The following is a 25,194-nucleotide window of genomic DNA, read 5'->3' on the forward strand; positions in this document are numbered from 1 at the left end:
TCTCCCTTACTTGTTCCATGATATACACAAAGTAGTTTAACATAACGCTTATAAAGGGGCTAACAACTTGAAAAAAAATATAATGGCGCACCAATTTATACAACGTCATTTAGCTCAATTGCGTTGTCCGTTTTGTGAACAACCATTTACAACGGTTGAAGCGGCAACTTTGAAATGTCCGAATCAGCACAGTTTTAATATTTCAAAAAAGGGTAGTTTATTTTTCCTGCGGGCGCCGGTAACGACTGAATATGATACTGATATGCTGCAACACCGACGAACTGTAATTCATCATGGTTTGTTCGCACCCGTCATAGAACAGCTTAGCCAGCAACTTTATGGGCAGATGGTGATTGATGCCGGTTGCGGGGAAGGCAGTCAAATCAAAGCAATTGCGGCACAGCATTCGGGGCATTATTTTGCTTTTGATATTTCTAAACCTGCGATTGAGTTAGCAACTTCGGGAACTGATAGCCGTCAGGATTGTTTATTCTTTGTGGGTGACTTAGCACATATGCCCTTTGCAGATCACCAATTTTCGGATGTGATCAACTTTTTATCACCAGCAAATTATCAGGAATTTCAGCGTGTATTGCAAAAACATGGTCAGATTTTGAAAATAATGCCTAATGCCCGTTATTTACAGGAACTGCGGCAGCTAGTGTATCCGACTGGACCCAACGCAATTTATGACCCGGCGCCGGTTCAAAATCATTTTAAAGCGCAATATCCGCAAGCTAATTTTCAGAAAATTGAATATCAATGGCCGGTACCGGCAGCGATGCGCCCTCACTTGTTTGCAATGACGCCGCTAACGTGGGTACGGCGGCACGACTTTAATCAAATTCAATTAGATCAATTGACAACCGTAACCGTTGATTTAACTTTGGCTATTGTAAAATTGTGAAAAAAAGGTAAATTTTTATTGAAAAAAATAACAAGCAGTGATATATTAATTTCAAGGTTTTTTTCACAGGCTTTTCTCAGAAGTTATTTTGATAAAAGGTTATGATCAAAAATCTTACTAACGTAACGTTTTGCTGTGGCCTATCACCGAAACGATGCGTTTTTTTTATGCTTTTTTTAATTGATCACTTCAATTGAATGGAACAAGGAGTACATATTTATGACGAATCATATTGCTTTATTTGAACCATTAATGCCCTCTAATACTGGTAACATTGCTCGAACTTGTGCGGCAACAGATACTGTTCTTGACCTAATTTATCCTTTGGGGTTTCGGACGGATGACAAGTCATTAAAACGGGCTGGATTGGATTATTGGGATAATGTGAATATTCACTATCATGACGACTTAGACGCTTTTTTAGCAACGATTCCTGATAAACAGTTTTTATATTTGATCACTAAGTTCTCGGATCAAGTTTATACAGATCCAGATTATAGTGACATAACTAAAGATCACTATTTTTTATTTGGTAAGGAGACAACTGGGCTGCCGGAGCCATTTATGCGTGCAAATCCAGATAAGGCCTTACGTATCCCAATGACAGATAAGGTACGGGCACTAAATTTGTCTAATAGTGCCGCAATCGTCATTTTTGAAGCTCTACGGCAGCAAAATTTTGCTGGCTTAGAAAAAAGTCATCGCTATCCACACGATAAGTTAAAATAATAAGGGACTATGTGCGGACGTTAAAGTCTAGATGCAACGATGCCTGTCTACGCAGCACAATAAAAGCATTAAAATACTTTTTTAAGGATAGTTGTCAAAAAATGATTTTAGTAAAATTATTGGATTTGTTTTAAATATAGCTTTTCACTTAAAAAATTCTTAAAAAGTAGTTGTCAGCTTAGCCAATTATTGCTTTAATTGAACTTAGTAAAGGGGAGTTCAACATGAAAAGTAACAAATTTCCCATCACTGTGAAGAGTTTTCACTTTGATATGTTGGAAAATGCTGGCGCACAAGGAAATCAAGATATTCAGATCTCCGTTCGAGATGTTGTTCCCGAAGGAGAAGCTGAGAAAGAGACGAAACAGGGGAACTTTTTTGAAATCAATGTTCCTTTTGATATCACACCGCCTGGGGAGGCTTTTCACGTTTCTGGTACAATCAGCCGTTATCTACAAGTCATTGATTTTCACGGCCATGCTAGTGAACTACCACCGGAAGAGTTAGAAAAATTTTCACGACCATTAGTTGAGTACGTTGAAACTTTAACTTATTCTGTCACATCAGTGGCGCTAAACCGTGGCGTACAGTTAAACTTTCATGCTCAGTCTACAGATGATGATTCCTGACGGCCACAATGGTTCGTTGATATAATTATAATCAGAAGTGTGTTCATATATTTTAATGTGTCGCTTATGTTATGCACATGAGATAAAAGACACTTAACGCTTGGGCCTTAACAAGAATCATGGGCAGTGGTAGCTGTTTTCATTTAAGCAACGTGTTGTTAGGTGATATCATTGTTTCTTGGGATACATTTAAAAATAGAAATATGCATAAAATCATGAGGGTGGCTGGGACAAAACTAACGTTTTGTTTTTAGCCACTATTTGTTTGTGAATCATTAAATTTTAAACATGTGCCAGAGGGCAACACATGAATAAAGTAACAGCTCTCTAAACTTTTCGTAATTTTGGCTTTAAAGTCTGTTATTTCAAATCTTTTTTTGTTACATTCGATATAAATATAGTATTGGAGCGGTTTTAATTGGCTCAAGCAAGGAAAACATCCCGGAGAAAAACAACAAAACGCAATACTAAAAAGACGGTTGATCTATCTAACAACTTGATTGGCTTTATTTTGTTATTGATCGCTATTTTCGCATTTTTTAAATTAGGTGCCGTTGGTAGTTTATTTGCCAACTCGCTCAGATTTATCGGGGGTAGTCTGTATCAAATCTTAACAATTGTGTTGGGGTTCTATGGTGGCTGTTTACTGTTAAAAGGCAAGAATCCTACGATCAAACCACATTATGTGGTAGGCAGCAGTCTAATTTTTGTGGGTGTTTTGTTAGGTCTAGATGCCTATACCTTTAATCAGCTGAACATTCATACGAATTTTTTGGCGGCGCGATTATTAAATTTGAGTGCTGATTTTAGCCGCTTTGCAGTTACTGAAAATGTCGGTGGCGGTATGTTAGGCGCCTTACTTTACACGTTAAGTTATCCTTTATTTTCACAAATTGGGACATATTTGATTGCCGGATTGATCATTTTTAGTGGCGTCATTGTTGTTTTTTCAATTCCCTTAACAAGTATTGTGGCAATTTTACGGCGAATTGCCACCGGTGTGGGTGCCAGCGCACAACACGTGATAGCTGTGATCCAAAACTTTATTCAGGATAGGCAGCACCAACGTCGGCCGAAAAAAGCACCAACAAAATCGAGGACTAAAGTACCAGCCCCAATAGCTACCGATGAACAAGTACCGACGTCAGTTACCGATCCTAAAACACCCACTGAATCTTTTCAAATTCATGGACCAGAACCGCAAACACCAGTGGCACCAGTAAAACAGGCGAATACAGAGAAAACAACGCCAGTACCAACCTTTGCAGCACCGGCGAATAATTCAGACTACCAATTACCAAGTGTGGATCTGTTGACTGAGATGGGGCAGACGGATCAAAGCAAAGAATATCGTTCAATTGAGAAAAATCGGGGTAAATTGAAAGAAACATTAGCTTCCTTTGGCGTTGAAGTTAGTGTTAAAAGTGCTAGTCTAGGGCCATCGATCACTAAATACGAGGTTCAGCCAGCCGTAGGGGTCAAAGTTAGCAAAATTGTCAATTTAGCAGACGACTTAGCTATGGCGCTAGCTGCTAAAGATATTAGAATTGAAGCGCCTATTCCAGGGAAACCTTATGTTGGTATTGAAGTGCCTAATCAGCAAGTGGCAACTGTGTCGTTTCGTGATGTGGTGGCACAACAACCACAACATCCTGATAAAATTTTGGAAGTACCGCTGGGTAAAGATGTTACTGGTCAGATTATCTCTGCCGATTTGACGAAAATGCCGCATTTACTAATTGCTGGGTCTACTGGCAGCGGAAAATCAGTTGCGATCAACACGATCATCACCAGTATTTTAATGCGTGCAACGCCGCAGCAAGTTCGTTTGATGTTAGTGGATCCCAAAATGGTAGAGTTAAATGTGTATAATGGGATTCCACATCTATTGATTCCGGTAGTTACTGATGCCAAACGAGCTGCTGGTGCCTTGAATAAGGCTGTTAAAGAAATGGAGCGTCGGTATCAATTATTTGCGGATAATGGCGTTCGAAATTTAACCGAGTTTAATCGCTTATCTAGCAAAAATGATGCGCTGGAGTTCTTACCATATATTGTTATTGTTGTAGATGAATTATCCGATTTGATGATGGTTGCTGGTAACGAAGTTGAAGGGGCTATTGTTCGACTAGCTCAGATGGCACGAGCTGCCGGGATACACATGATCATTGCAACTCAGCGACCTTCTGTGGATGTGATTACAGGATTGATCAAAGCTAATATTCCTTCTCGAATCGCTTTCGCTGTTTCGAGTGGGATTGATTCGCGCACAATTTTGGATACAGTTGGGGCTGAAAAATTATTAGGCCGTGGCGACATGTTGTTTTCACCGATTGGGACGAATAAACCCATTCGAGTTCAGGGGGCGTTCATTCCAGTCGAAGATGTGGAAGCCGTTGTTAAATATGTCTCTGAGCAACAAGCCGCTAATTATGATGAAGCAATGGTGCCCAGTGATGAGGATATTGCAGATCATTTAGATGAACCAGAAGACGAATATTATCAGCAGGCAGTGGATTTAGTCACCCAAGAACAAAAAGCGAGTGTGTCCATGCTGCAACGGCGCTTTCGTATTGGCTATAATCATGCCGCACGTTTAGTAGATGAGATGGAGGCACGCGGCATTGTAGGGCCTTCTGAAGGTAGTAAGCCGCGTAAAGTTTTACGCCCTAAAACAGAACCTAATCCGGATTGACTACCGCTTTTTGTCAGAAAACGTTTTTTTTGATATGATTTATTAGTTCTAAATAACTAAAGGCAGATGCCGTTTGGAGGCATTTTTATGATTGAACTCAAGCCAGGAATCTATTTACAAATTGATCCGACTAATAAGTTCAAAACGATTAATTTTACAATCAACTTTCTTGAAAAAGCAACAAAGAAAAATATCTCAAAGCGTGCGCTACTTGCACAAATTTTAGAGAATAGTAATGCAAAATATCAAACCCCAGATCAAATTGCTACTGAATTAGAGCAACTTTATGGTGCCGATTATTCATTTAGTCAATATTTGCAAGGAAATATTTCTGTTTTGAGCGTGAGCGGTATTTGTGCCGATCCTAAGTTCTTGCCAACGACTGCTGACATTTTTACTGATTTATTAGCAGATGTACGCTTGGCACTGTTTCAACCCGCATTAGAAACAAGCGCTGACGCTTTTGATACGACAATTTTTCAAAGAGAGCAACAAAACTTAAGTCATCGCTTAGGGGCCTACCTTGATGATAAGCAATACGCAGCGATGCTGGCGACACGACAATTGTACTTTGGTGAAGATGCACCCCTAAGTAGTTCAAGCTTGGGGACACTTGCTGATCTCCAACAAATTACTGCAGATAACTTATATACTTACTATCGGCAGATGCTGGCAGCCAATGAAATTGTGATCACGGTAACCGGTGATGTGACTGAAGCACAACTGAGGAAATTATTTGACTGGCCAGAATTGGTTGCTCGAAATCGCGAAAAGATTGCGTTATATTATGCGCAGCCTTTATTTCAAAAAGTCAAATCCATGCAACAGCAGGCTGATGTGGTTCAAAGCAAGTTGAATATGATGTTTCAAGCGCCCGTTCACTATTATCATGAGGGATATTTTGCCTTTTTATTAGCTAACACGATTTTTGGCGGGTCTGCCCAGTCATTGCTGTTTATGAATGTTCGTGAAAAGCAAAGTTTGGCCTACTATGCCAGCAGCAGCTTTGATGCTTTTACGGGGACAATTTTGGTACAGACTGGTATCGATTTAAAACAAAAACAAAAGGTGATTGATAGTATTACAGCTCAGTTATCAGCTTTAAGCACTGGGCAAGTTGCCCAGACTTTGGTTGATAATGCAAAAACACTACTGATCGATCAGTTTGCGATGCGGTCTGATGCACCATTTGGCCGTAATTTGCGTTATTTATTTCAGTTTTTAGAACCCAGAGTCATAATGGATTCTGAAACCCTTAAAACGAAAATTCAACAAGTTGATTTGGCTCAGATTCAAGCAGCGGCGGCACAATTTAAATTACAAGCAGTTTTTGCGCTTGAAGGAAGGCGGTCTGATGAAAACAATTAATTTTTCCGAGATTGGTGAACAGCTACATCAAATCGTGTTAGATAATGGGTTGCAGGTCAATATTTTGCCGAAACAAAATTATCATAAAACCTTCGCAATTTTGACAACAAATTATGGTTCAATTGATATTAACTTTGCACCAGTGGGCTCAGCTGAAGTAAAGCATTATCCGGCTGGCATAGCGCACTTTTTGGAACATAAAATGTTTGAAAAGGCTGACCATGATGCCTTTGATTTATTTGGTAAATACGGTGCGGATGCAAATGCATTTACGTCTTATACAAAGACGAGTTATTTGTTTTCTAGTACAGATTATGTCCATGAAAATTTGGATATTTTGTTGGATTTTGTTCAGGACCCCTATTTTTCTGAGGCATCAGTAGCTAAAGAAAAGGGTATTATTGCCCAGGAAATTAAAATGTATGATGACGACGCTGACTGGCGTGGGGAGATGGGCTTGATTGGCAACCTTTTTCCAAATCACCCCATACATTTGGATATTGCTGGAACCGTGCAATCGATTGATCAAATTACACCAGCAGCGCTTTATGAAGCATACCGCACATTTTATGTACCTAAGAATATGAATTTATTCATTGCTAGCCCATTAGATCCACAACAATTGGCGACGTGGATTCAGGAAAATCAAGCAACGAAGCATTTTGAAGCTAACAAACGGCCTAAAAGAGCAACGCTGAATGATCAAAGCCCTGAAGATATCATGATTTACCGTTTTGCGGAAATGCCAGTAAAACGTAGCAAAAGTTTTGTTGGTGTCAAGGGACCTGATGAATCAACTATTGATCGATCTGGTTTAGTTCGTAAAATCAAATTACAATTTTTATTACAAATGTTATTCGGGGTTTCCTCCCAAAACTTTGCTGAACTTTATCGTCAAGGAATTGTGGATGATAGCTTTGGATTTGAAGTTATGTATGAACGATCAGCAAATTTTGTGATGCTCTATGGCGATGCTGAAGATCCAGGTAAGTTTTCAGATACAATTTTAAATTTGTTGGAAACAGCTAAGGATAGCCCTGATTTGACGGCTGAACATCTACAACGGCTGAAACAAAAGAGAATTGGTGAACTGCTATTCAGCTTTAATTCTTTAGAAAGTATTGCTAATTTATATAACAACAATAATTTTAACGAGGCAACGATTTTTGATGTTTGGCAAATTATCAATGACCTGACGATCACTGACTTACAGGATTTGGCTGCGGCTTACTTTTTACATGATAATACGAGTGTATTCCACGTCGTCCCTAAGCAAACTGAAAATGAAAAATAATATTTAAAATATTGGGGTTTTCTGTAAACAATAATTTAGCTATGTTATACTCGACTTGATAATATTTTAGTAGGTGAATTTAATGAATGAGCTCGGACAAAAGTTGCGCCAGGCACGGATCGATAAAGGATACACAATTGATGATCTTCAACAAATAACCAAAATTCAGAAACGCTATTTATTAGCAATCGAAGAAGGCAAGTTTGATCAATTACCTGGGAAATTTTATGTCAATGCTTTTATCAAACAGTATGCCCAGACGGTCGGCTTGGATGGGCAAGCGTTACTGCAAGAATATCAGCAACATGATCAGGTAACTGAATCAACTCCAGAAACAACTGATACAGCGGACGAAGTAAAATCGAAGGAAGCCACTGCTTCAGAGGCTAAAAATCAACGAACGTTAACTGAAAGTACCGCACCCCGTTTTGAACGTATTCGGGCTTATTTACCCCAGATTATTATTATTGCGGTGGTAATTATTTTGATTGTCGGTATTTATGCGATTGCCTTGAGTCATCGGCGCTCGAACAGTGATCAACAAGCGGTAGAATCTCGTTCGTCAGTTAAAGTCACTGACGAACGCAGTAGTTCCAAGAAAGCGGCCAGCGCCTCATCGAAACGCTCAGCGTCTGTTTCAAGTAAGCAAGCAAGCTTAGCTGCAAAACAAAATAGCCGCAAGGCAAAACAGGCAACAACGGATTTAAAAGTAACTTCAGGTACCAAAACAGCTAATGGGCAGACCTTCGAATTAAGTAATTATCCGTCTGCAAACAACACATTGACGCTTAGTACTAAGAGCGCCACAGCTTGGATCACAGTGGTTGCGAATGGCAGTACACAATGGCAGGGTAGTGTTTCTAGCCAGCGGGCTCAAAGCGTCAGTCTGCCTAATGGTATTACATCTTTTGTTGTAACGACTGGTAATGCACCAGTAACTGAGTTAAAGGTAAATGACACTACGGTCAAGCTGCCAACAACAGCCACGGTCGTTCAAAATTATACCTTTAGGATCGCTGGCCAGACTGGTACAAACGCAGCAACTACAAATCAAAACACAACACAAAGTACGACGGCGCAATCAACCACAGGAACGGCAACAACAGGGGCCACTACTAATCGGACTAACGCAACCACCAACCAATAACAATTAATTAGGAGCACTTGAAATGAATTTACCGAATAAACTGACTGTTTTTCGTATTATTTTGATTCCTGTGTTTATTTTACTTTTAGCATTACCATTAAATTGGGGGCAACTTACTGGCTTAGGAACTACGATCCCAACCAGGCATTTGGCTGCAGCTATTGTCTTTATTGTCGCCTCCTTGACTGATCTATTGGACGGTAAGATTGCTCGAGCACAGCACTTAGTAACCAACTTTGGTAAATTTGCTGATCCCCTAGCTGACAAGATGATCGTAATGACCGCTTTTATTTTTTTGGTTGCTTTGAAATTGGCACCTGCATGGGTCGTGTCGATTATTGTTTGTCGAGAGTTAGCAGTGACAGGCTTGCGATTATTGATTGTTGAACAGAACGGTCAAGTAATGGCTGCCGCTATGCCAGGTAAAATTAAAACGACAACACAAATGTTGGCAATTATCTTTTTGCTGTTGCATGATGTTTTTTTTGCAATGATCCATATTCCTTTTGGTGCAATTATGCTATACATTTGTTTATTCTTTACGATATATTCTGGTGCAGATTATTTCATTCAAAATCGGCATGTTTTTTCTGATTCATCAAAAGAATAGTAATATTCAAGTGGGTTTGAGACAAATGAAAATTTGTGACGAACCCTTTTTTTAGTGTCTTTAGACCTAGTTGAGTACCATAAGGTACGAAACAGTAAACCACCCGCTATGCGGGTGGGTGTTCAATTGCTATGCAAAAAAGCCCTCTTTTCAGATAGAATATTGGATGTTCAGGCCAATCAATCTATTTGAAAGAGGGAAAAAACAAATGGCGAATCAATACAATAGTTTGGCACATACCAAATGGTTGTGTAAATACCATATCGTGTTTACACCAAAGTATAGAAGAAAAGTGATTTACAATCAATATCGACGGGACCTTCAAGATATTATCAGGCTTTTGTGCTCTTATAAAGGTGTAAGAATTATTGAGGGACATATGATGCCAGATCATGTGCACCTATTACTTAGTATCCCACCCAAAATAAGTGTCTCAAGTTTTATGGGTTACTTAAAAGGTAAAAGTGCCTTGATGATGTTTGATAAACATGCAAATCTGAAATATAAATTTGGAAACCGTCATTTTTGGTCAGAAGGCTATTATGTGACAACGGTGGGCATCAATGAAGCAACAATTAGGAAATATATCAGAGAACAGGAAAAACATGATATTGCCGTTGATAAATTAAGTGTTCGGGAATATGAAGACCCTTTTAAGGGTAGTAAGTAGTACAAGCACCCCTTAAGGGGTGAGCAAAAGTGGCAAGGACAAATTGGCTTGAACTAAAAAGCCAGCGTCTTTAGGCGCTGGTCGGTAATAGAGGCTTATAGCCTCAGAGCAAACCACCCGTTTGACGGGTGGTTTTGATTTGCAGATTTTTTAAGCTTAGAATACGTATATATTAAATGGGGGCGATGTTATTGCAAGCAGAGATCATAGCAGTTGGGACAGAATTATTACTGGGTCAGATCAACGATACGAATGGTCAATTTTTAGCACGGACACTAGCAGATATTGGTATTGATACTTATTTTCAAACGGTGGTTGGGGATAATCCGGCACGCTTAAAATCGGTTTTAAAACTAGCTTTTAGTCGAAGTGATTTGATTATTACGATCGGTGGGTTGGGCCCAACTGAAGATGATTTGACAAAACAAACGGTTGCTGAATTTATCGACCGGCCACTAGTGCCAGATCAAACGGCCATGACCAATTTACTGCGGTTTTATGAGCAAAGTCATCGGGAATTAACAGAGAATAATAAGATTCAAGCATATTATCCGGAAGGTGCTCAGGTTTTGCCTAACGATGATGGTTTAGCCGTTGGTTCTGTCACCACCATTGACGATAAAACGATTATCATGCTTCCAGGACCACCAAGTGAATTTCAGCCAATGGTTCTTAACCATTTGCGGGAAATCTTAATTAAGCTTTCACATAAAGACCACGTTCTGGTTTCTCGGGTGTTACGCTTTTTCGGTATTGGTGAGTCTCAGATTGCTACTAAATTAGCTGATTTAATTGACACACAAAGCAATCCGACTTTAGCGACCTATGCGAAAGATTATGAAACAACTTTGCGTTTAACTGCCAAGGCGAAAAATAGTGGTGATGCCAAACGGTATTTAGATGAGTTGGAAGCTAAGGTGCAGCAACGAATTGGCGCTTATTTTTATGGCTATGGTGATAATAACAATTTACAACAAGTTGTGGTAAAAGAGTTAATTCGTCGAGACCTATCTATTACAGCCGCCGAAAGCTTAACTGGTGGGCTTTTCCAAAGTATGATTGCGGAAGTGCCGGCTTCATCACAAGTGTTTGCTGGTGGATTTGTGACCTATGCTCTAGAAGAAAAAGCCAAAATGCTAGGTATTGATGCGGCGATCTTGCATGAACATGGGGTTGTTAGTGAAATGACAGCTAAATTAATGGCAGAAAAAAGTCGACAGCAGGTTGGCAGTCAAATTGGCGTAGGTTTCACAGGTGTTGCTGGTCCTGATGAGTTAGAAGGCCAAAAAGTTGGGACTGTTTATATTGGCTTGTCATTTGCTGATCAACCAACTCAAGTTAAGTTATTTCATTTTCCGCGTCAGCGAAACGATATTCGAGTCTCGGCGGCTATGGCAGGCTTTTTCATGATCTATCAGCAATTAAAAAAATAAGTAGAACATTTGTTCGAAAAATCCTTGCTTTTTAAAAGGTAATTCTTTAGAATGATACAAAGAGTGAAACGATGAATGATAGCTTTCTAAGGAGGGCATAAATGGCTCAAGATGAACGTAAGGCGGCATTAGAAACCGCATTAAAAAAGATTGAAAAGAGTTTTGGTAAGGGCGCCATCATGCGGATGGGTGAGAAAGCAGATACACAAATTTCTACGATCTCATCTGGTTCGTTAGCAATTGATGAAGCATTAGGCGTGGGAGGTTATCCTCGCGGCCGAATCATTGAGATATATGGCCCTGAAAGTTCCGGTAAAACGACGGTGGCTTTGCATGCGGTTGCTGAGGTACAAAAAGATGGTGGTACAGCAGCTTACATTGATGCTGAAAATGCAATGGATCCAGCTTATGCGACGGCATTGGGTGTTAATATTGACGATTTATTATTATCACAACCAGATACAGGTGAACAAGGACTGGAAATCGCAGACGCTTTAGTGTCTAGCGGTGCAATCGATCTTGTTGTTGTAGATTCAGTTGCTGCACTAGTTCCTCGAGCTGAAATTGAGGGTGAGATGGGGGATGCCCATGTTGGCTTGCAAGCTCGATTGATGTCACAAGCTTTGCGTAAACTATCAGGAACGATCAATAAGACAAAGACAATTGCAATTTTTATTAATCAAATTCGTGAAAAAGTCGGAGTAATGTTTGGCAACCCTGAAACAACACCTGGTGGGCGCGCCCTTAAATTTTATTCAACCGTTCGGTTAGAAGTTCGGCGTTCTGAACAGATCAAGAATGGTTCTGATATCATTGGTAATCGTACCAAAATTAAAGTTGTGAAAAATAAAGTTGCGCCACCATTTAAAGTCGCTGAAGTTGATATTATGTATGGTAAAGGTATTTCCCGAACAGGGGAATTAGTTGATATGGCAGCTGATAAGGATATCGTCAAGAAGAGCGGTTCTTGGTACTCTTATGGTGATGACCGAATTGGGCAAGGGCGTGAGAATGCTAAACTTTATCTACAAGAGCATCCTGATGTAGAGGCTGAAATTAGGCAAAAAGTCCGTAAAGCATATGATATGGATGGGACAGCTGATGAAGCAGAGGCTAATGAAAAATCTGATAAGTCTAAAACTAAGACAACCGCTAAAGATACTGGTAAGAATAATTCGGCTAAAGCTACTAATTCAACCAAGGATGCAAAAACAGATGCCAAGGCTAGTGCTGATGAGGTTGATATTTTTGATGCTTCAGATACTAAAGCCTAATTTTGTATCTTTAAGTAATTAAAGCGTGTTGCTAGACCTAAAATTGTTTTAATTTTTAAGTAATTTATAGGGCCTATCCATAATAATTACGATAATAAACGGGTTGAGAACAAGGTGAGGTTTTGTTCTCAACCCTATTTTTGTCCACATGATTTTATCTTGAACACGTTTCAAAGGTTAACGGCTTGATTCAACGACACAGTGAAAGGGAAATACCAGTTAGCATGATTTTTGCGTATACGCAATCATTATGCATTTTTAGTCGCGCATTTTGTGATTTGCAGGGACCTTGCTGGTAAATACGAATGGTTTTTTTAAAGTTGAAGCAAAAACGGCTTTGTTATAAAGCTGTAAATAAAATGTTATTTCAATTCAATGATATTTATGTTGCTGTAACTTTGAAATAAAGTTGACATCATATTGCCCAAAATATAGAATTATGGGTGTGTTAATAATCAAAATAAACATCTTTTAAATTTTTCGAATTATCGTAAATTTTGATGATGCGGAGGTGAAATCATGAATCTTTGGATTCTAATAATCCTCGCAATCATCATGCTGGTTGTTGGTGTTTTTACGGGCTATGCTGTTCGTAAACATGGCCATGAAAAAGAGCTGAATGAAGCAACTCAAACAGCTGCGGGGATTATCACAGCTGCCAAGAAGGAAGCTGAAACAGCAAAAAAGGAAGCCATTCTTGAAGCTAAAGAGGCTTCGCATCAATATCGTCAATCACAAGAAGACGAATTGAAGCAACGCCGTGCTGAAGTTCAAAAACAAGAAAATCGGATGATCCAACGTGAAGAGTTGTTGGATCGTAAAGACGATTCATTGGATAAAAAAGAACAGGCTTTAGACGATAGGGAAGCAAAGCTCAATCAAAGGCGACAACAGCTCGATGGTGAGCAAAAAGAAATTTCTAAAACTCTTGAAAAGCAGCAAACTGAATTGGAACGTATTGCTAATTTGTCAGAAGATGAAGCGCGTGACATCATCTTGGATAAAACCAAGGATGACTTGGAACATGATCGTGCTCAGATGATTAAAAATAGTGTACAAAACGCCAAAGAAGTGGCTGATCGCAAAGCCAAAGATTTGATTGCAGAGGCAATTCAGCGCAGTGCTGCTGACGTTGTTTCTGAGACAACTGTAACGGTGGTAAATCTTCCTAATGATGACATGAAGGGGAGAATTATCGGTAGAGAGGGTCGAAATATCAGAACTTTAGAGACGTTAACTGGTATTGATTTGATTATCGATGATACGCCCGAGGCAGTCGTTTTGAGTGGATTTGATCCAATCAGACGTGAAATTGCTCGGATGGCTTTGGAAAAATTGATTCAAGACGGTCGGATTCATCCGGCACGTATTGAAGAGATGGTCGATAAGTCTCGTAAAGAGATGGATAGTCGAATCCGTGAAATTGGTGAACAAGCTGTTTTTGACTTAGGCATTCATACAATTCACCCAGACCTGATCAAAATTATTGGTCGCTTGAATTTCCGAACAAGTTACGGACAAAATGTATTAAATCACTCTATGGAAGTTGCGAAACTAGCAGGTGTGTTAGCTGCTGAACTTGGAGAGGATGTTTCTTTAGCTAAACGCGCTGGATTATTACACGATATTGGTAAAGCGTTAGATCACGAAGTAGATGGCTCACATGTTGAGATCGGTGTTGAAATTGCAAAGAAATATAAAGAACCGGCAACAGTAATCAATACGATTGCTTCACATCACGGCGATGTGGAACCATCAAGTGTTATTGCCGTATTGGTCGCTGCTGCTGATGCAATATCCGCTGCACGACCTGGTGCAAGATCGGAATCATTGGAGAATTATTTACATCGTTTGAATAAACTAGAAGAAATCACGAATAGTTTCAAGGGTGTGGATCATAGTTTTGCAATTCAAGCTGGACGTGAAGTACGTGTTATCGTTCAACCTAAAGATGTTTCTGATGATCAGACTGTTATTTTGGCTAAAGATATTCGTGACCGTATTGAAAATGAATTACAATATCCAGGACATGTGAAAATTACAGTCATTCGTGAAACACGGACGATTGAATATGCAAAGTAGTATGTCAGAAAAAAACTGAAGCAGTGATGTTTCAGTTTTTTTCTTTAAGTTACTGTTAAAGTTGTTAAAAACAGACGCTTTATGATAAATAGCTGAACTATTGTTTTGAATACGTGCTATTTGTATAATATTGCTAGATAAAGAAAGTTGGTTTGAAATGTCTAGTATGTTTTCCGTTATCGTTAAATTGGTTTTGACTATGATTATTGCTGCAATTATCACACCTTTTGTGCGTAAGATGGCTTTTGTGTTAGGGGCAGTCGACAAGCCCAATGCACGGCGCGTTAATAAAAAGCCAATGCCAACGATGGGTGGGTTAGGTATTTTTGTAGCCTTTACCTTTTCAACATTTGTTTTATTGAGGATACAATTTCCAACACATGAACTTTTTTCAGTTTTTCTGGCGGAAGTCGTTATTGTTTTGACCGGTATGATCGATGATATTAAGGAATTAAAACCACGTCAAAAAATGAGCGGTATATTGATTGCTTCGCTGATTATTTACTTTTTGGCCGGTATTCGTATGAACGAAGTCGTTCTACCCGTTATTGGTACGATTCATCTTGGCTGGTGGAGTTTGCCGATTACAGTTTTTTGGATTTTAGCAATTACCAATGCAGTTAACTTGATCGATGGGTTAGATGGTTTAGCAACAGGTGTTTCAATAATTGGTTTATTTACCATGGGAATTGTTGGCTATTTCTTCTTAACAACGCCTGATGTATATGTTTCTATTTGGATTTTTACTTTGGTCGCGGCTTTACTCGGCTTTCTACCGCATAATTTTCATCCAGCTAAGATCTTTTTAGGAGACACTGGTGCGTTGTTTATTGGCTTTATGATTGCAGTGTTTTCATTAAAGGGCTTAAAAAATGTGACCTTTGTGACATTATTGATTCCAGTCATTATTTTAGGGGTGCCCATAACAGATACGGTTTATGCTATTTTGCGTCGTATTCTGAATAAAAAGCCGATTTCGCAGGCTGATAAGCACCATTTACACCATGTATTGATGGGGATGGGCCTAACGCACCGGCAAACAGTGCTGGTCATTTATGGATTGGCGTTGATATTTTCATTTATTTCTATGCTTTATCCACTGTCTTCGTTATGGGGTAATATCCTATTGACGATTTTTCTTTTGATTGGATTGGAGCTATTCGTGGAATCTATTGGATTGGTTGGGGTCAACCGGCAACCATTGCTTAGAGCGATTGAGCGCACAGTTAAGAAGCTGGCCCGCAATTCACCTGAACAAGAAACCTCAACTAAGGCACAAACTACTGAAAAGAAGCAACATTCAGATTTACCTGAGGATAAGTAATTAATTAGTAAAAAACAAGTAATTCTGGACTAAATGGTCTAGATTACTTGTTTTTTTAATGGCTCTGATTTGAGTTTACCAAGACTTCACGGAAGCGTTCAGTACCAACTTCGAATTGTATTTGTCCATTGAGTAGGTCAGTGAGGTCAGCTTTGATTTGTGCAATATCTTGGCTATCAATAAAAGCTGTGATTGCAATATCAGTTGTATATTGAATATCGTCAATTTGATACGTGCTGTTATCAAAGTAATTTTGGACCAAATCAATTTGATTATAAGCCAAATGAAAGTTTAGGGCGCGTTGTAAAGTTCCACGAACAATGCCAATAGCATGCGCCGCCTCAGAAACAGAATTGCTATAAGCTCGAATCAAACCACCTGCCCCCAATTTAATGCCACTAAAGTAACGAGTCGTTACCGCAACTACATTTTGTAAGGCCATTAGTTTAAGACTTTCAAGCATTGGGACACCAGCTGTTCCGGAAGGTTCTCCATCATCATGCGCACGCTGAATTTCATTTTGTTCGCCAATAATAAAGGCGCTGCAATTATGTGTAGCCTGGTAATGCTCCTTTTTGATCTTTTGAATGAATGTTTTTGCTGCAGCTTCATTTGTAACTCGAGCCATGTTTGTAATAAAGCGAGATTTTTTAATATCAATTTCATGAATGCCATTTTCTTTAATCGTATAATAACTTTTTAACAATATTGGGGCCTCCTTGCGTAATATATTTTATCCTAAAAATAGGTTGTGAGTGACTGTGGAAGAATTATTATATGGTCGTCGTTTAACAAGAAATGAATTAGTGCAGCTAGGTATTTTATCAGTACAATCGCGGAATATACAACGTCAAAAAGCAATTACATATGCGCATGATCAATGGATTTGTCAACGCTGCCATTCAAATATTGCAGCCGAAGATCAGTTGGCGGATGGTAATTTTTATTGTCGTGCTTGTATCCAATTAGGACGCCTCACAACACAGGACGATTTGTATCACTTACCTGAACCCAACCTTTTTAGACCCAATCGGCAGCCATTAACTTGGCAAGGACAATTGACGACAACTCAGTATTCGGTCGCTAGGACGTTGCAACGAAGTCTTGAGCAGCATAGGACACACTTATTATGGGCCGTAACTGGTGCTGGTAAAACAGAAATGCTTTTTCCAGTGCTTGCTCAAGCAATTCAAGCAAATTTGCGGATTGCTTTGGCCTCACCGAGAGTGGATGTTTGTAATGAACTTTACCCACGAATACAACAAGCTTTTCAAACAACGACAATACAACTGCAACATGGACGTTCTACAACACCTTATCAGTATACACAAATGACAATTTGTACCACGCATCAGTTGCTAAGATATTATCATGCGTTCGATCTGTTGATCATTGATGAGGTAGATGCTTTTCCTTTTGTGAATGACCGAATGCTAAACTTTGCCGTTGAAAATGCAGTTAAGCGGCAACGAGCTTTGATTTATTTAACAGCAACACCGACAGCACATTTATTAAAAATGAGGGACCAAAAAAAATTGTGTGTGAGCTATCTGCCGCAGCGGTTTCACGGTCGACCGTTGCCAGTACCTAAATTAATTTTTCATCAGCACTTAACACAAAAAATCAAACGCGCGCAATTACCTAATAAATTACTAACGCAATTAAAAGCTAGTCGACGTCAACATCGGCAGATATTAATTTTTTTAGCGCGCATTGAACAATTAGCTGATTTTGCCCGGACATTAAATCAAAAAATCAGTGGTCAAATTGAGACTGTACACGCCGCTGACAAACAGCGTCTAGTAAAAGTACAGCAATTTCGAGAAAAACAAACCGATGTGCTGGTAACCACGACGATTTTAGAGCGCGGCGTTACTTTTAGCAATATTGATGTTTATGTGATCAATGCAGAGGATCAGATATTCACGACGGCATCGTTGGTTCAAATTGCTGGCCGGGCAGGTCGTGATGCCAATTTTGCCAATGGTCGGGTAATATTTCTATTAGAATATTACACAAGGCGAGTGAAAGCCTGTTTAAAACAAATTAAATATATGAATCAAAAGGCTGGCACATCATTATGAGATGTTTGTTATGCGCAGCTCAATTTCATCAGACTTTATCAGTGCAAACAATTCTAAAACTAGGGCCAATTATGCGGCCAACGGTTTGTTCAAGTTGTCTGGATCGCTTTGTACCAATTAATCATCAAAATGCCTGCCCTTCTTGTCAACGCTATCAGGAAAAACGGACAGTTTGTCAGGATTGTCAGTTTTGGCAGGCAAAATATCCGGGCGAGTCTTTTCGGCATCATGCGTTATTTTATTATGATGATCAGATGCAACAATTTTTTCAAGACTATAAGGCAAGAGGAGATTTTCGTTTAGCTACAGTGTTTTCATCGGTTATTAATGATTTTTTTAGGCATCATCAGTTTGATACTTACTGTTGCTTACCCCCTGACTTACAGCGCTTAGCCAATCGAGGCTTTGATCATGTTAAGGCATTGTTTTCCAGCTTGGAAACATTGGATTTATTGCAGAAGCGGCAAAGTAGTCAACCGCAAGCACAAAAAAATCGGCAGCAGCGCTTAGCAACGCCGCAAATATATTCATTTTCTGGAGATTATCCGTGCTTAAAGCACCCGCGTTCTATTTTATTACTGGATGATATTTATACAACTGGGCGAACGCTGACCCATGCGCGAATGTGCCTACGAGAAGCAGGTTTTAAAGGAAAAATCGTAACTTTTTCTTTAGTTAGGGCATAAAAATTGGTTATTGTTTGTTAAATAAAGCGCTTTTAGCTATAATTGTCTTAGATATAAGAACAGGGCGTGAGTGGTCCACGTGTTGTTCTTATAGGTGAATAAATATCTCTGAAAGGAGAGACATCTATGCTATCATACAATGTTCGTGGTGAAAATATCGAAGTAACTGAGGCTATCCGCAACTATGTGGAGAAAAAAATCAGTAAATTAAACAAATATTTTGAGGACGTGTCTAATTCAATTGCACACGTTAACTTAAAAGTTTATCCTGATAAAACAGCCAAAGTAGAAGTTACCATTCCGTTACCATTTTTAGTTCTACGTGCGGAGGAAACTTCTCCAGACCTATATGCCAGTGTTGATTTAGTTACTGACAAACTTGAACGTCAAATTCGCAAATACAAGACAAAAATTAATCGTAAGTCCAGAGAAAAAGGTATTAAAAATTTCGATTTAACTGGTCCCGATAATGGTGTCTTGGATGCGCCAAAGAATGATCAAGCTGACAAAACAGATGAACTAGAAGTTGTGCGGACAAAACGTGTTTCACTTAAACCTATGGATTCTGAAGAAGCCATTTTACAAATGGACATGTTAGGCCACAACTTCTTCATCTTTGAAGATGCAGAAACAAATGGAACTAGCATTGTATATCGTCGTCGTGATGGCCGTTATGGCTTAATTGAAACGGATGAATAACCAAAGCATTAGACGTTAATTATTTACACTAAAATACAATAAATTTAGATCTGTTGGCGAAGCTTATGGTAGCTTCAGGCAACAGATCTTTTTGTTTGACCACTTATTGACTTGCAAGTGGCAGAATCGTTTGGTTCTTAAAACTGTCGTCACGTTAATTAGTACTGACCTGTCCTAATGATATTTCCAATTTTTTACGTACATTATTATGATACGTAAATTAAAATATTTGCGTTTTTGTTGATTAAATTAAAATCAGACTTTAGTTATTTGATTTTATGTAGCAATATGCTAAAATTTAATAGATTCGGTAAACATTGAAGTATATATACTTACGTTGAAGTGAGAAGGGAACTATTTAATGGCAAACTTTTTAAAATCCTGGGTTGAGAATGATAAACGCGAAGTCAACCGCATGGATAAAATTGCTGCAAAGGTCATCAGCTATGAAGATGAATACGCTAAATTATCTGATGATGAATTAAAAGCGAAAACACCTGAATTTAAAGAACGACTAAAAAATGGCGAAACATTAGATGATATTTTACCAGAAGCATTTGCAACCTGTCGTGAGGGCGCTAAACGTGTGTTAGGTCTATTCCCTTTCCGTGTTCAGATTATTGGTGGTATTACGTTACACGAAGGCAATATCGCAGAAATGAAAACTGGTGAAGGTAAAACTTTGACTGCGACGATGCCTGTTTATTTGAATGCGTTGGATGGCAAGGGCGTCCATGTTGTCACGGTCAATGAATACTTGTCTTCTCGGGATGCTACAGAGATGGGCGAACTCTATAATTGGTTAGGTCTATCAGTTGGCCTGAACCTAAATTCCAAGAGTTCTGAAGAGAAGCGCGCTGCTTATAATTGCGACATTACTTATTCAACGAATAGTGAATTGGGTTTTGACTATTTGCGGGATAACATGGTGGTTTATAAAGAACAAATGGTACAAAGACCACTGCATTTTGCGATTGTCGATGAAGTTGACTCGATTTTGATCGATGAGGCTAGAACCCCATTGATTATTTCCGGTGGTGCTGAGAAATCAACAGCTCTATATATTCGGACAGATCGTTTTGCCAAGACATTAAAAGAAGATGAAGATTATAAAATTGATTGGCCAACCAAAACGATTAGTTTAACAGAGCAAGGTATCAAAAAAGCTGAAAAGAACTTTGGTTTGGACAATTTATATGACACCGAAAACATGGCTTTGACGCACCATTTAGATCAGGCATTACGTGCGAACTTTATCATGCTACATGATATTGACTATGTGGTTCAAGACGGTGAAGTTATGATCGTTGATCAGTTTACTGGACGTGTCATGGAGGGTCGGCGTTATTCTGATGGGCTTCATCAGGCAATTGAAGCTAAAGAAGGCGTTGAAATCCAGGATGAAACCAAAACAATGGCTAACATCACTTATCAGAATTATTTCCGGATGTATGATAAGTTGTCTGGTATGACTGGTACTGCCAAAACCGAAGAAGAAGAATTCCGCGAAATTTATAATATGGAGTGTATCGCAATTCCAACGAATAAACCGGTTATTCGTGTAGATCGTTCAGATGTACTTTATCCAACTATTGATAGTAAGTTTAAAGCTGTTGTTGAAGATATTAAGGCACGTCATAGCAAAGGCCAGCCGGTATTAGTGGGAACGGTTGCCGTAGAGTCTTCCGAGCGGTTATCGCATTTATTAGATGCTGAACGTATTCCCCATGCTGTCTTAAATGCAAAGAATCACTTTAAAGAAGCGGAAATTATTATGAATGCTGGTCAACGTGGTGCAGTTACGATTGCAACCAATATGGCTGGGCGTGGGACGGATATTAAGTTAGGCCCTGGTGTTCGTGAGCTTGGAGGCTTAGCTGTTGTTGGGACTGAGCGGCATGAATCACGACGGATCGATAATCAGTTGCGTGGTCGTTCAGGACGTCAAGGCGATCCTGGTGAAACTGTCTTTTATATGTCTTTAGAAGACGATTTGATGAAGCGTTTTGGTTCTGATCGAATCAAAGCTTTCTTAGAGCGAATGAAGATTTCTGACGGTGACGCTGTTATTCAAAGCCGCATGATTTCACGCCAAGTTGAGTCTGCTCAAAAACGGGTTGAAGGTAATAACTATGATACTCGGAAGCAGACATTACAATATGATGATGTGATGCGGGAACAGCGTGAAGTTATCTACAAAGAACGTTTTCAAGTGATTCAAGAAAATGATGATTTGAAACCTATTTTAATGCCAATGGTCAAACGAACGATTGCGCATCAAGTAGATCTTTATACACAAGGGGATAACCAAAAAGACTGGAACATTGATGCGTTATATGATTTTGTAGTCAGTTCATTAACCAATGATCAAGACTTCAAGCGTAGTCAATTAGAAGGCAAAACTTCAGATGCCCTTGTTAAAATGTTAGAGGATATGGCTGAGGCTAACTTTGAAGACAAGGCTAAGCAATTGTCTGATCCAGCTCAGATGCTTGAATTTGAAAAAGTTGTTATTTTGCGGGTTGTTGATGCACATTGGACAGATCATATTGATGCAATGGATCAATTGCGGCAATCAATTGGCTTGCGTGGTTATGGTCAGATGAATCCATTAGTTGAATACCAGGAAGAAGGTTTCCGGATGTTTGAGGAAATGATTGCTGATATCGATTTGGATGTTACCCGGCTATTTATGAAGGCCGAAATTAGACAAAATATTAGAAGATAAGATCTTAGTATTACTTTCGAGTTTAACGCTTTAAGATAGAATAGTTCGCGACAGAAGGGATTGGGACAAAACTTAGGTTTTATACCAATCCCTCCTTTTGCTTTACCAAATTAGTTAGGAGCTTATGAATATGGAGATTAGTGAAGCACGACATGTTTTAGAAAGTATTGCTAATAAAATAAATCAATTTAGGGGGTCTCTTTGACTTAGATAGCCTAGAAGAAACAGTAGCTTTGAATGAAGCTAAAATGGCTGAACCTGGATTCTGGGATAATCAAGAACGCGCCCAAAAATTGATTGATGAGAACAATATTTCTAAATCAAAATTAGATCAGTTTAAGGCTTTATCGGCGCAATACGATGATCTGATGGTAAATTTAGAGCTGTTGCAAGATGAACCAGATCCTGAGATTCAAAAGGAATTTGATCAAGGGTTGATGAAACTACAACAAGATATGCAGGCTTACGAATTAGCGTTATTGTTAAATGAGCCCTACGATCAAAATAATGCTATTTTAGAAATCCATCCTGGTGCTGGCGGTACCGAATCTCAGGATTGGGGTGCCATGTTACTGCGAATGTATACACGGTGGGGTCAGCAGCATCATTTTTCGGTAGAAACTGAAGATTATCAAGCCGGAGATGAGGCAGGCATCAAGAGTGTCTCTTTGATCATTAAAGGGCACAATGCTTACGGTTTATTACGGTCAGAGAAGGGGATTCATCGACTCGTGCGTATTTCACCGTTTGATGCTGCTGGACGGCGGCATACTTCTTTTGCTTCCGTAGATGTGATGCCTGAATTGGATGAATCCATTGATATTGACATCCGACCAGAAGATGTCAAAATGGACGTCTTTCGATCCAGTGGTGCTGGGGGGCAGCATATCAATAAGACTTCTTCAGCCGTACGATTGACCCATATTCCAACTGGCATCGTCGTCAGTTCCCAGGCGCAACGTTCTCAATTTCAAAACCGCGATACAGCCATGAATATGTTGAAAGCTAAACTTTACCAAAAAGAATTGGAAGAGCAAAAACAAAAAGAAGCCGCAATTAAAGGTGAACAACTGGATATTGGTTGGGGTTCTCAAATTCGTTCTTATGTCTTTCATCCATATACAATGGTCAAAGATCATCGAACTGACTATGAGACTGGAAATGGTCAAGCGGTGATGGACGGCGATTTGGATCCCTTTATTTACGCTTATTTACAGTGGCATTTGAAACAGCAAAACCCAGATTAACTGGAGGCCTTTCATGATCCAATTGATGCATGTTAGTAAAAAATACGGTCGTAATTATGCATTAGATAATATCAATTTAACGATCCAACAAGGGGAGTTTGTTTATGTCGTTGGGCCAAGTGGTGCTGGCAAGTCGACTTTGATCAAATTGCTATATCGACAAACGCTGCCTACTAAGGGCCGAATACGCATTAATAAGTTTGATTTGACTCGATTAAAGGCGCGGCAGATTCCTTTTTTGCGTCGAGAACTGGGGATCGTTTTTCAAGACTTTAAGTTGTTGCCTAGATTAACAGCCTATGAGAATATTGCCTATGCAATGGAAGTTACCGAAAAAAATCCCCGTCTAATCAGAAGTCGGGTTATGGATGTCTTGAGCTTGGTTGGTTTGTCTAGTAAAAGTCGACGATTCCCTGATGAACTATCCGGTGGGGAACAACAGCGTGTCGCCATCGCTCGGGCCATTGTTAATCGGCCCAGCGTGGTCATTGCTGATGAACCAACTGGCAATTTAGATCCGGCAACTTCACTGGAGATCATTAAAATTTTTGAACATATCAATCAGCAAAATACCACTGTGATCATGGCAACTCACAATAATGAGATCGTGGATCAACGGCCCCAGCGTGTTGTGGAGATTGTGGATGGCCGACTTAGACGTGATGAATCAAAAGGAGCATATAAAAATGCGGCTGTATACCTCCAAACGCCATATCATCGATAGTTTTAAAAGTTTAAAGCGCAATGGTTGGATGTCTGTGGCATCCGTTAGTGCGGTATCAGTGACTTTATTGTTACTAGGTATATTTTTAGCACTGGTATTGAATGTTAATAAATTATCAACTGAGATTGAAAATGATGTCCATGTTCGTGTGTTGATTGATCGCGATACAACGGCAACACAAAAAAAACACCTGCGTACTAAGCTGAATAGCATGAACAATGTTGCTAAAGTGCAGTATTCTAGCCGTAACAATGAATTAAAACGAGTTGTTGGTCATTATGGTCGTTCGTTTCGGATGTTCTCAGGTGATGAGAATCCTTTAAACGATGTATTTATTGTCAGTACAAAAACGCCCCAAGCAACCGTTCGGGTAGCTAGGCAGGCTAACAATTTGAAATATGTAGATAGTGCCAGTTATGGTGGTCGTCAAGCCAATCAGCTATTTAAGGTAATGGGGTCCATTCGAACCTGGGCAACAGCTTTCACGTTATTGTTGCTGTTTGTTGCTATTTTTCTGATTTCTAATACGATTCGGATCACGATCATATCGCGACAAGATGAAATTGGCATTATGCGTCTTGTGGGCGCAACGAAAGCTTATATTCGTTGGCCATTTTTACTTGAAGGCGCATGGACTGGTTTGTTGGGTGCAATTTTACCAATTATTTTGATTGATTTAGCTTATCATTGGGTTTATGGTGTAACGAGAACCTCTTTAACCGGGTTTGGTTATTCATTGGCGGCACCGACTAGTTTTTTATGGTCAATCAATCTTTTGATGGTACTAGTTGGTGTTTTGATTGGCAGCGTTGGTTCAATAGTTTCAATGCGCCGATTTTTAAAAGTCTAGAAATACTAGGCTTT

The 25,194-nt window shown here is 39.3% G+C and carries 21 protein-coding genes; 20 read left to right on the forward strand and 1 reads right to left on the reverse strand.

The window, feature by feature from the left end:
- Positions 1-67 precede the first annotated feature (67 nt).
- From ACNAN0_RS03455 to ACNAN0_RS03515, 13 genes are all read left to right on the forward strand, one after another.
- Positions 68-907 (forward strand): methyltransferase domain-containing protein, encoded by an 840-nt coding sequence (locus ACNAN0_RS03455; RefSeq protein WP_230914487.1) that lies wholly within the window; start codon positions 68-70, stop codon positions 905-907.
- A gap of 219 nt (positions 908-1,126) precedes the next feature.
- Positions 1,127-1,636, forward strand: a complete 510-nt coding sequence (locus ACNAN0_RS03460) for a tRNA (cytidine(34)-2'-O)-methyltransferase (protein ID WP_230914486.1) — start codon at positions 1,127-1,129, stop codon at positions 1,634-1,636.
- Positions 1,637-1,860: 224 nt separating this feature from the next.
- Complete coding sequence (locus tag ACNAN0_RS03465; protein ID WP_230914485.1) at positions 1,861-2,265, forward strand: DUF1149 family protein; 405 nt, start codon at positions 1,861-1,863, stop codon at positions 2,263-2,265.
- Between the two features lie 418 nt (positions 2,266-2,683).
- Entirely contained in the window at positions 2,684-4,960 is a 2,277-nt protein-coding gene (locus ACNAN0_RS03470) for a DNA translocase FtsK (RefSeq protein ID WP_416353873.1), read from the forward strand.
- A gap of 87 nt (positions 4,961-5,047) precedes the next feature.
- Positions 5,048-6,328: an EF-P 5-aminopentanol modification-associated protein YfmF gene (gene yfmF, locus ACNAN0_RS03475; RefSeq protein WP_416353874.1), complete on the forward strand. Its 1,281-nt coding sequence runs from the start codon at positions 5,048-5,050 to the stop codon at positions 6,326-6,328.
- Positions 6,315-7,622: an EF-P 5-aminopentanol modification-associated protein YfmH gene (yfmH, locus tag ACNAN0_RS03480; protein ID WP_230914482.1), complete on the forward strand. Its 1,308-nt coding sequence runs from the start codon at positions 6,315-6,317 to the stop codon at positions 7,620-7,622. Before yfmF ends, yfmH begins: the two co-directional genes overlap by 14 nt.
- A gap of 82 nt (positions 7,623-7,704) precedes the next feature.
- Entirely contained in the window at positions 7,705-8,769 is a 1,065-nt protein-coding gene (locus ACNAN0_RS03485) for a RodZ domain-containing protein (protein WP_416353875.1), read from the forward strand.
- A 22-nt stretch (positions 8,770-8,791) separates the two neighbouring features.
- The gene (gene pgsA / locus ACNAN0_RS03490; RefSeq protein WP_230914480.1) at positions 8,792-9,379 is read left to right on the forward strand and encodes a CDP-diacylglycerol--glycerol-3-phosphate 3-phosphatidyltransferase; all 588 of its coding nucleotides are present in this window, start codon (positions 8,792-8,794) and stop codon (positions 9,377-9,379) included.
- A 208-nt stretch (positions 9,380-9,587) separates the two neighbouring features.
- Positions 9,588-10,049 (forward strand): IS200/IS605 family transposase, encoded by a 462-nt coding sequence (tnpA, locus tag ACNAN0_RS03495; RefSeq protein WP_416353876.1) that lies wholly within the window; start codon positions 9,588-9,590, stop codon positions 10,047-10,049.
- Positions 10,050-10,240: 191 nt separating this feature from the next.
- Positions 10,241-11,482, forward strand: a complete 1,242-nt coding sequence (locus ACNAN0_RS03500; protein WP_230914422.1) for a competence/damage-inducible protein A — start codon at positions 10,241-10,243, stop codon at positions 11,480-11,482.
- Between the two features lie 101 nt (positions 11,483-11,583).
- Complete coding sequence (recA, locus tag ACNAN0_RS03505) at positions 11,584-12,756, forward strand: recombinase RecA (RefSeq protein ID WP_230914423.1); 1,173 nt, start codon at positions 11,584-11,586, stop codon at positions 12,754-12,756.
- 519 nt (positions 12,757-13,275) lie between these two features.
- Entirely contained in the window at positions 13,276-14,838 is a 1,563-nt protein-coding gene (gene rny / locus ACNAN0_RS03510) for a ribonuclease Y (protein ID WP_230914424.1), read from the forward strand.
- A gap of 166 nt (positions 14,839-15,004) precedes the next feature.
- The gene (locus tag ACNAN0_RS03515; protein ID WP_230914442.1) at positions 15,005-16,162 is read left to right on the forward strand and encodes a glycosyltransferase family 4 protein; all 1,158 of its coding nucleotides are present in this window, start codon (positions 15,005-15,007) and stop codon (positions 16,160-16,162) included.
- A 55-nt stretch (positions 16,163-16,217) separates the two neighbouring features.
- On the opposite strand, the gene ACNAN0_RS03520 is transcribed toward ACNAN0_RS03515, so the two are convergent.
- Positions 16,218-16,868, reverse strand: coding sequence for a YigZ family protein (locus ACNAN0_RS03520; protein ID WP_416353877.1), 651 nt, complete (start codon positions 16,866-16,868; stop codon positions 16,218-16,220).
- A gap of 55 nt (positions 16,869-16,923) precedes the next feature.
- Here ACNAN0_RS03520 and ACNAN0_RS03525 point away from each other — a divergent pair, with 55 nt between their 5' ends.
- The 7 genes from ACNAN0_RS03525 (at position 16,924) to ftsX (ending at position 25,180) form a co-directional block, all read left to right on the forward strand.
- On the forward strand, positions 16,924-18,246 hold the full coding sequence (locus ACNAN0_RS03525; protein ID WP_416353878.1) for a DEAD/DEAH box helicase: 1,323 nt from the start codon (positions 16,924-16,926) through the stop codon (positions 18,244-18,246).
- A gap of 41 nt (positions 18,247-18,287) precedes the next feature.
- On the forward strand, positions 18,288-18,932 hold the full coding sequence (locus tag ACNAN0_RS03530) for a ComF family protein (RefSeq protein ID WP_416353879.1): 645 nt from the start codon (positions 18,288-18,290) through the stop codon (positions 18,930-18,932).
- A gap of 126 nt (positions 18,933-19,058) precedes the next feature.
- Positions 19,059-19,631, forward strand: a complete 573-nt coding sequence (gene hpf / locus ACNAN0_RS03535; protein WP_230914428.1) for a ribosome hibernation-promoting factor, HPF/YfiA family — start codon at positions 19,059-19,061, stop codon at positions 19,629-19,631.
- A gap of 361 nt (positions 19,632-19,992) precedes the next feature.
- Positions 19,993-22,359: a preprotein translocase subunit SecA gene (gene secA, locus ACNAN0_RS03540; RefSeq protein WP_416353880.1), complete on the forward strand. Its 2,367-nt coding sequence runs from the start codon at positions 19,993-19,995 to the stop codon at positions 22,357-22,359.
- Positions 22,360-22,489: 130 nt separating this feature from the next.
- Positions 22,490-23,606, forward strand: a protein-coding gene (gene prfB, locus ACNAN0_RS03545; RefSeq protein WP_230914430.1) for a peptide chain release factor 2 whose coding sequence is annotated in 2 segments (ribosomal slippage) — positions 22,490-22,561 and positions 22,563-23,606 — 1,116 coding nt in all. Because the reading frame shifts where the segments join, the coding sequence is not laid out codon by codon here.
- 13 nt (positions 23,607-23,619) lie between these two features.
- Complete coding sequence (gene ftsE, locus ACNAN0_RS03550; protein ID WP_416353881.1) at positions 23,620-24,330, forward strand: cell division ATP-binding protein FtsE; 711 nt, start codon at positions 23,620-23,622, stop codon at positions 24,328-24,330.
- On the forward strand, positions 24,293-25,180 hold the full coding sequence (gene ftsX / locus ACNAN0_RS03555; RefSeq protein ID WP_416354166.1) for a permease-like cell division protein FtsX: 888 nt from the start codon (positions 24,293-24,295) through the stop codon (positions 25,178-25,180). Before ftsE ends, ftsX begins: the two co-directional genes overlap by 38 nt.
- Positions 25,181-25,194 lie beyond the last annotated feature (14 nt).

The organism is Agrilactobacillus fermenti (assembly GCF_047943045.1).
GTDB classification, from domain to species: domain Bacteria; phylum Bacillota; class Bacilli; order Lactobacillales; family Lactobacillaceae; genus Agrilactobacillus; species Agrilactobacillus fermenti.

What these genes read in the sequence shown, in the direction of transcription:
- yfmF (WP_416353874.1), top strand. Translation starts at nt 5,048, where the DNA reads ATGATTGAACTCAAGCCAGGAATCTATTTACAAATTGATCCGACTAAT.
- recA (WP_230914423.1), top strand. Translation starts at nt 11,584, where the DNA reads ATGGCTCAAGATGAACGTAAGGCGGCATTAGAAACCGCATTAAAAAAG.
- pgsA (WP_230914480.1), top strand. Translation starts at nt 8,792, where the DNA reads ATGAATTTACCGAATAAACTGACTGTTTTTCGTATTATTTTGATTCCT.
- ftsX (WP_416354166.1), top strand. Translation starts at nt 24,293, where the DNA reads ATGCGGCTGTATACCTCCAAACGCCATATCATCGATAGTTTTAAAAGT.
- yfmH (WP_230914482.1), top strand. Translation starts at nt 6,315, where the DNA reads ATGAAAACAATTAATTTTTCCGAGATTGGTGAACAGCTACATCAAATC.
- ACNAN0_RS03465 (WP_230914485.1), top strand. Translation starts at nt 1,861, where the DNA reads ATGAAAAGTAACAAATTTCCCATCACTGTGAAGAGTTTTCACTTTGAT.
- hpf (WP_230914428.1), top strand. Translation starts at nt 19,059, where the DNA reads ATGCTATCATACAATGTTCGTGGTGAAAATATCGAAGTAACTGAGGCT.
- ACNAN0_RS03485 (WP_416353875.1), top strand. Translation starts at nt 7,705, where the DNA reads ATGAATGAGCTCGGACAAAAGTTGCGCCAGGCACGGATCGATAAAGGA.
- rny (WP_230914424.1), top strand. Translation starts at nt 13,276, where the DNA reads ATGAATCTTTGGATTCTAATAATCCTCGCAATCATCATGCTGGTTGTT.
- ACNAN0_RS03515 (WP_230914442.1), top strand. Translation starts at nt 15,005, where the DNA reads ATGTTTTCCGTTATCGTTAAATTGGTTTTGACTATGATTATTGCTGCA.
- secA (WP_416353880.1), top strand. Translation starts at nt 19,993, where the DNA reads ATGGCAAACTTTTTAAAATCCTGGGTTGAGAATGATAAACGCGAAGTC.
- tnpA (WP_416353876.1), top strand. Translation starts at nt 9,588, where the DNA reads ATGGCGAATCAATACAATAGTTTGGCACATACCAAATGGTTGTGTAAA.
- ACNAN0_RS03460 (WP_230914486.1), top strand. Translation starts at nt 1,127, where the DNA reads ATGACGAATCATATTGCTTTATTTGAACCATTAATGCCCTCTAATACT.
- ftsE (WP_416353881.1), top strand. Translation starts at nt 23,620, where the DNA reads ATGATCCAATTGATGCATGTTAGTAAAAAATACGGTCGTAATTATGCA.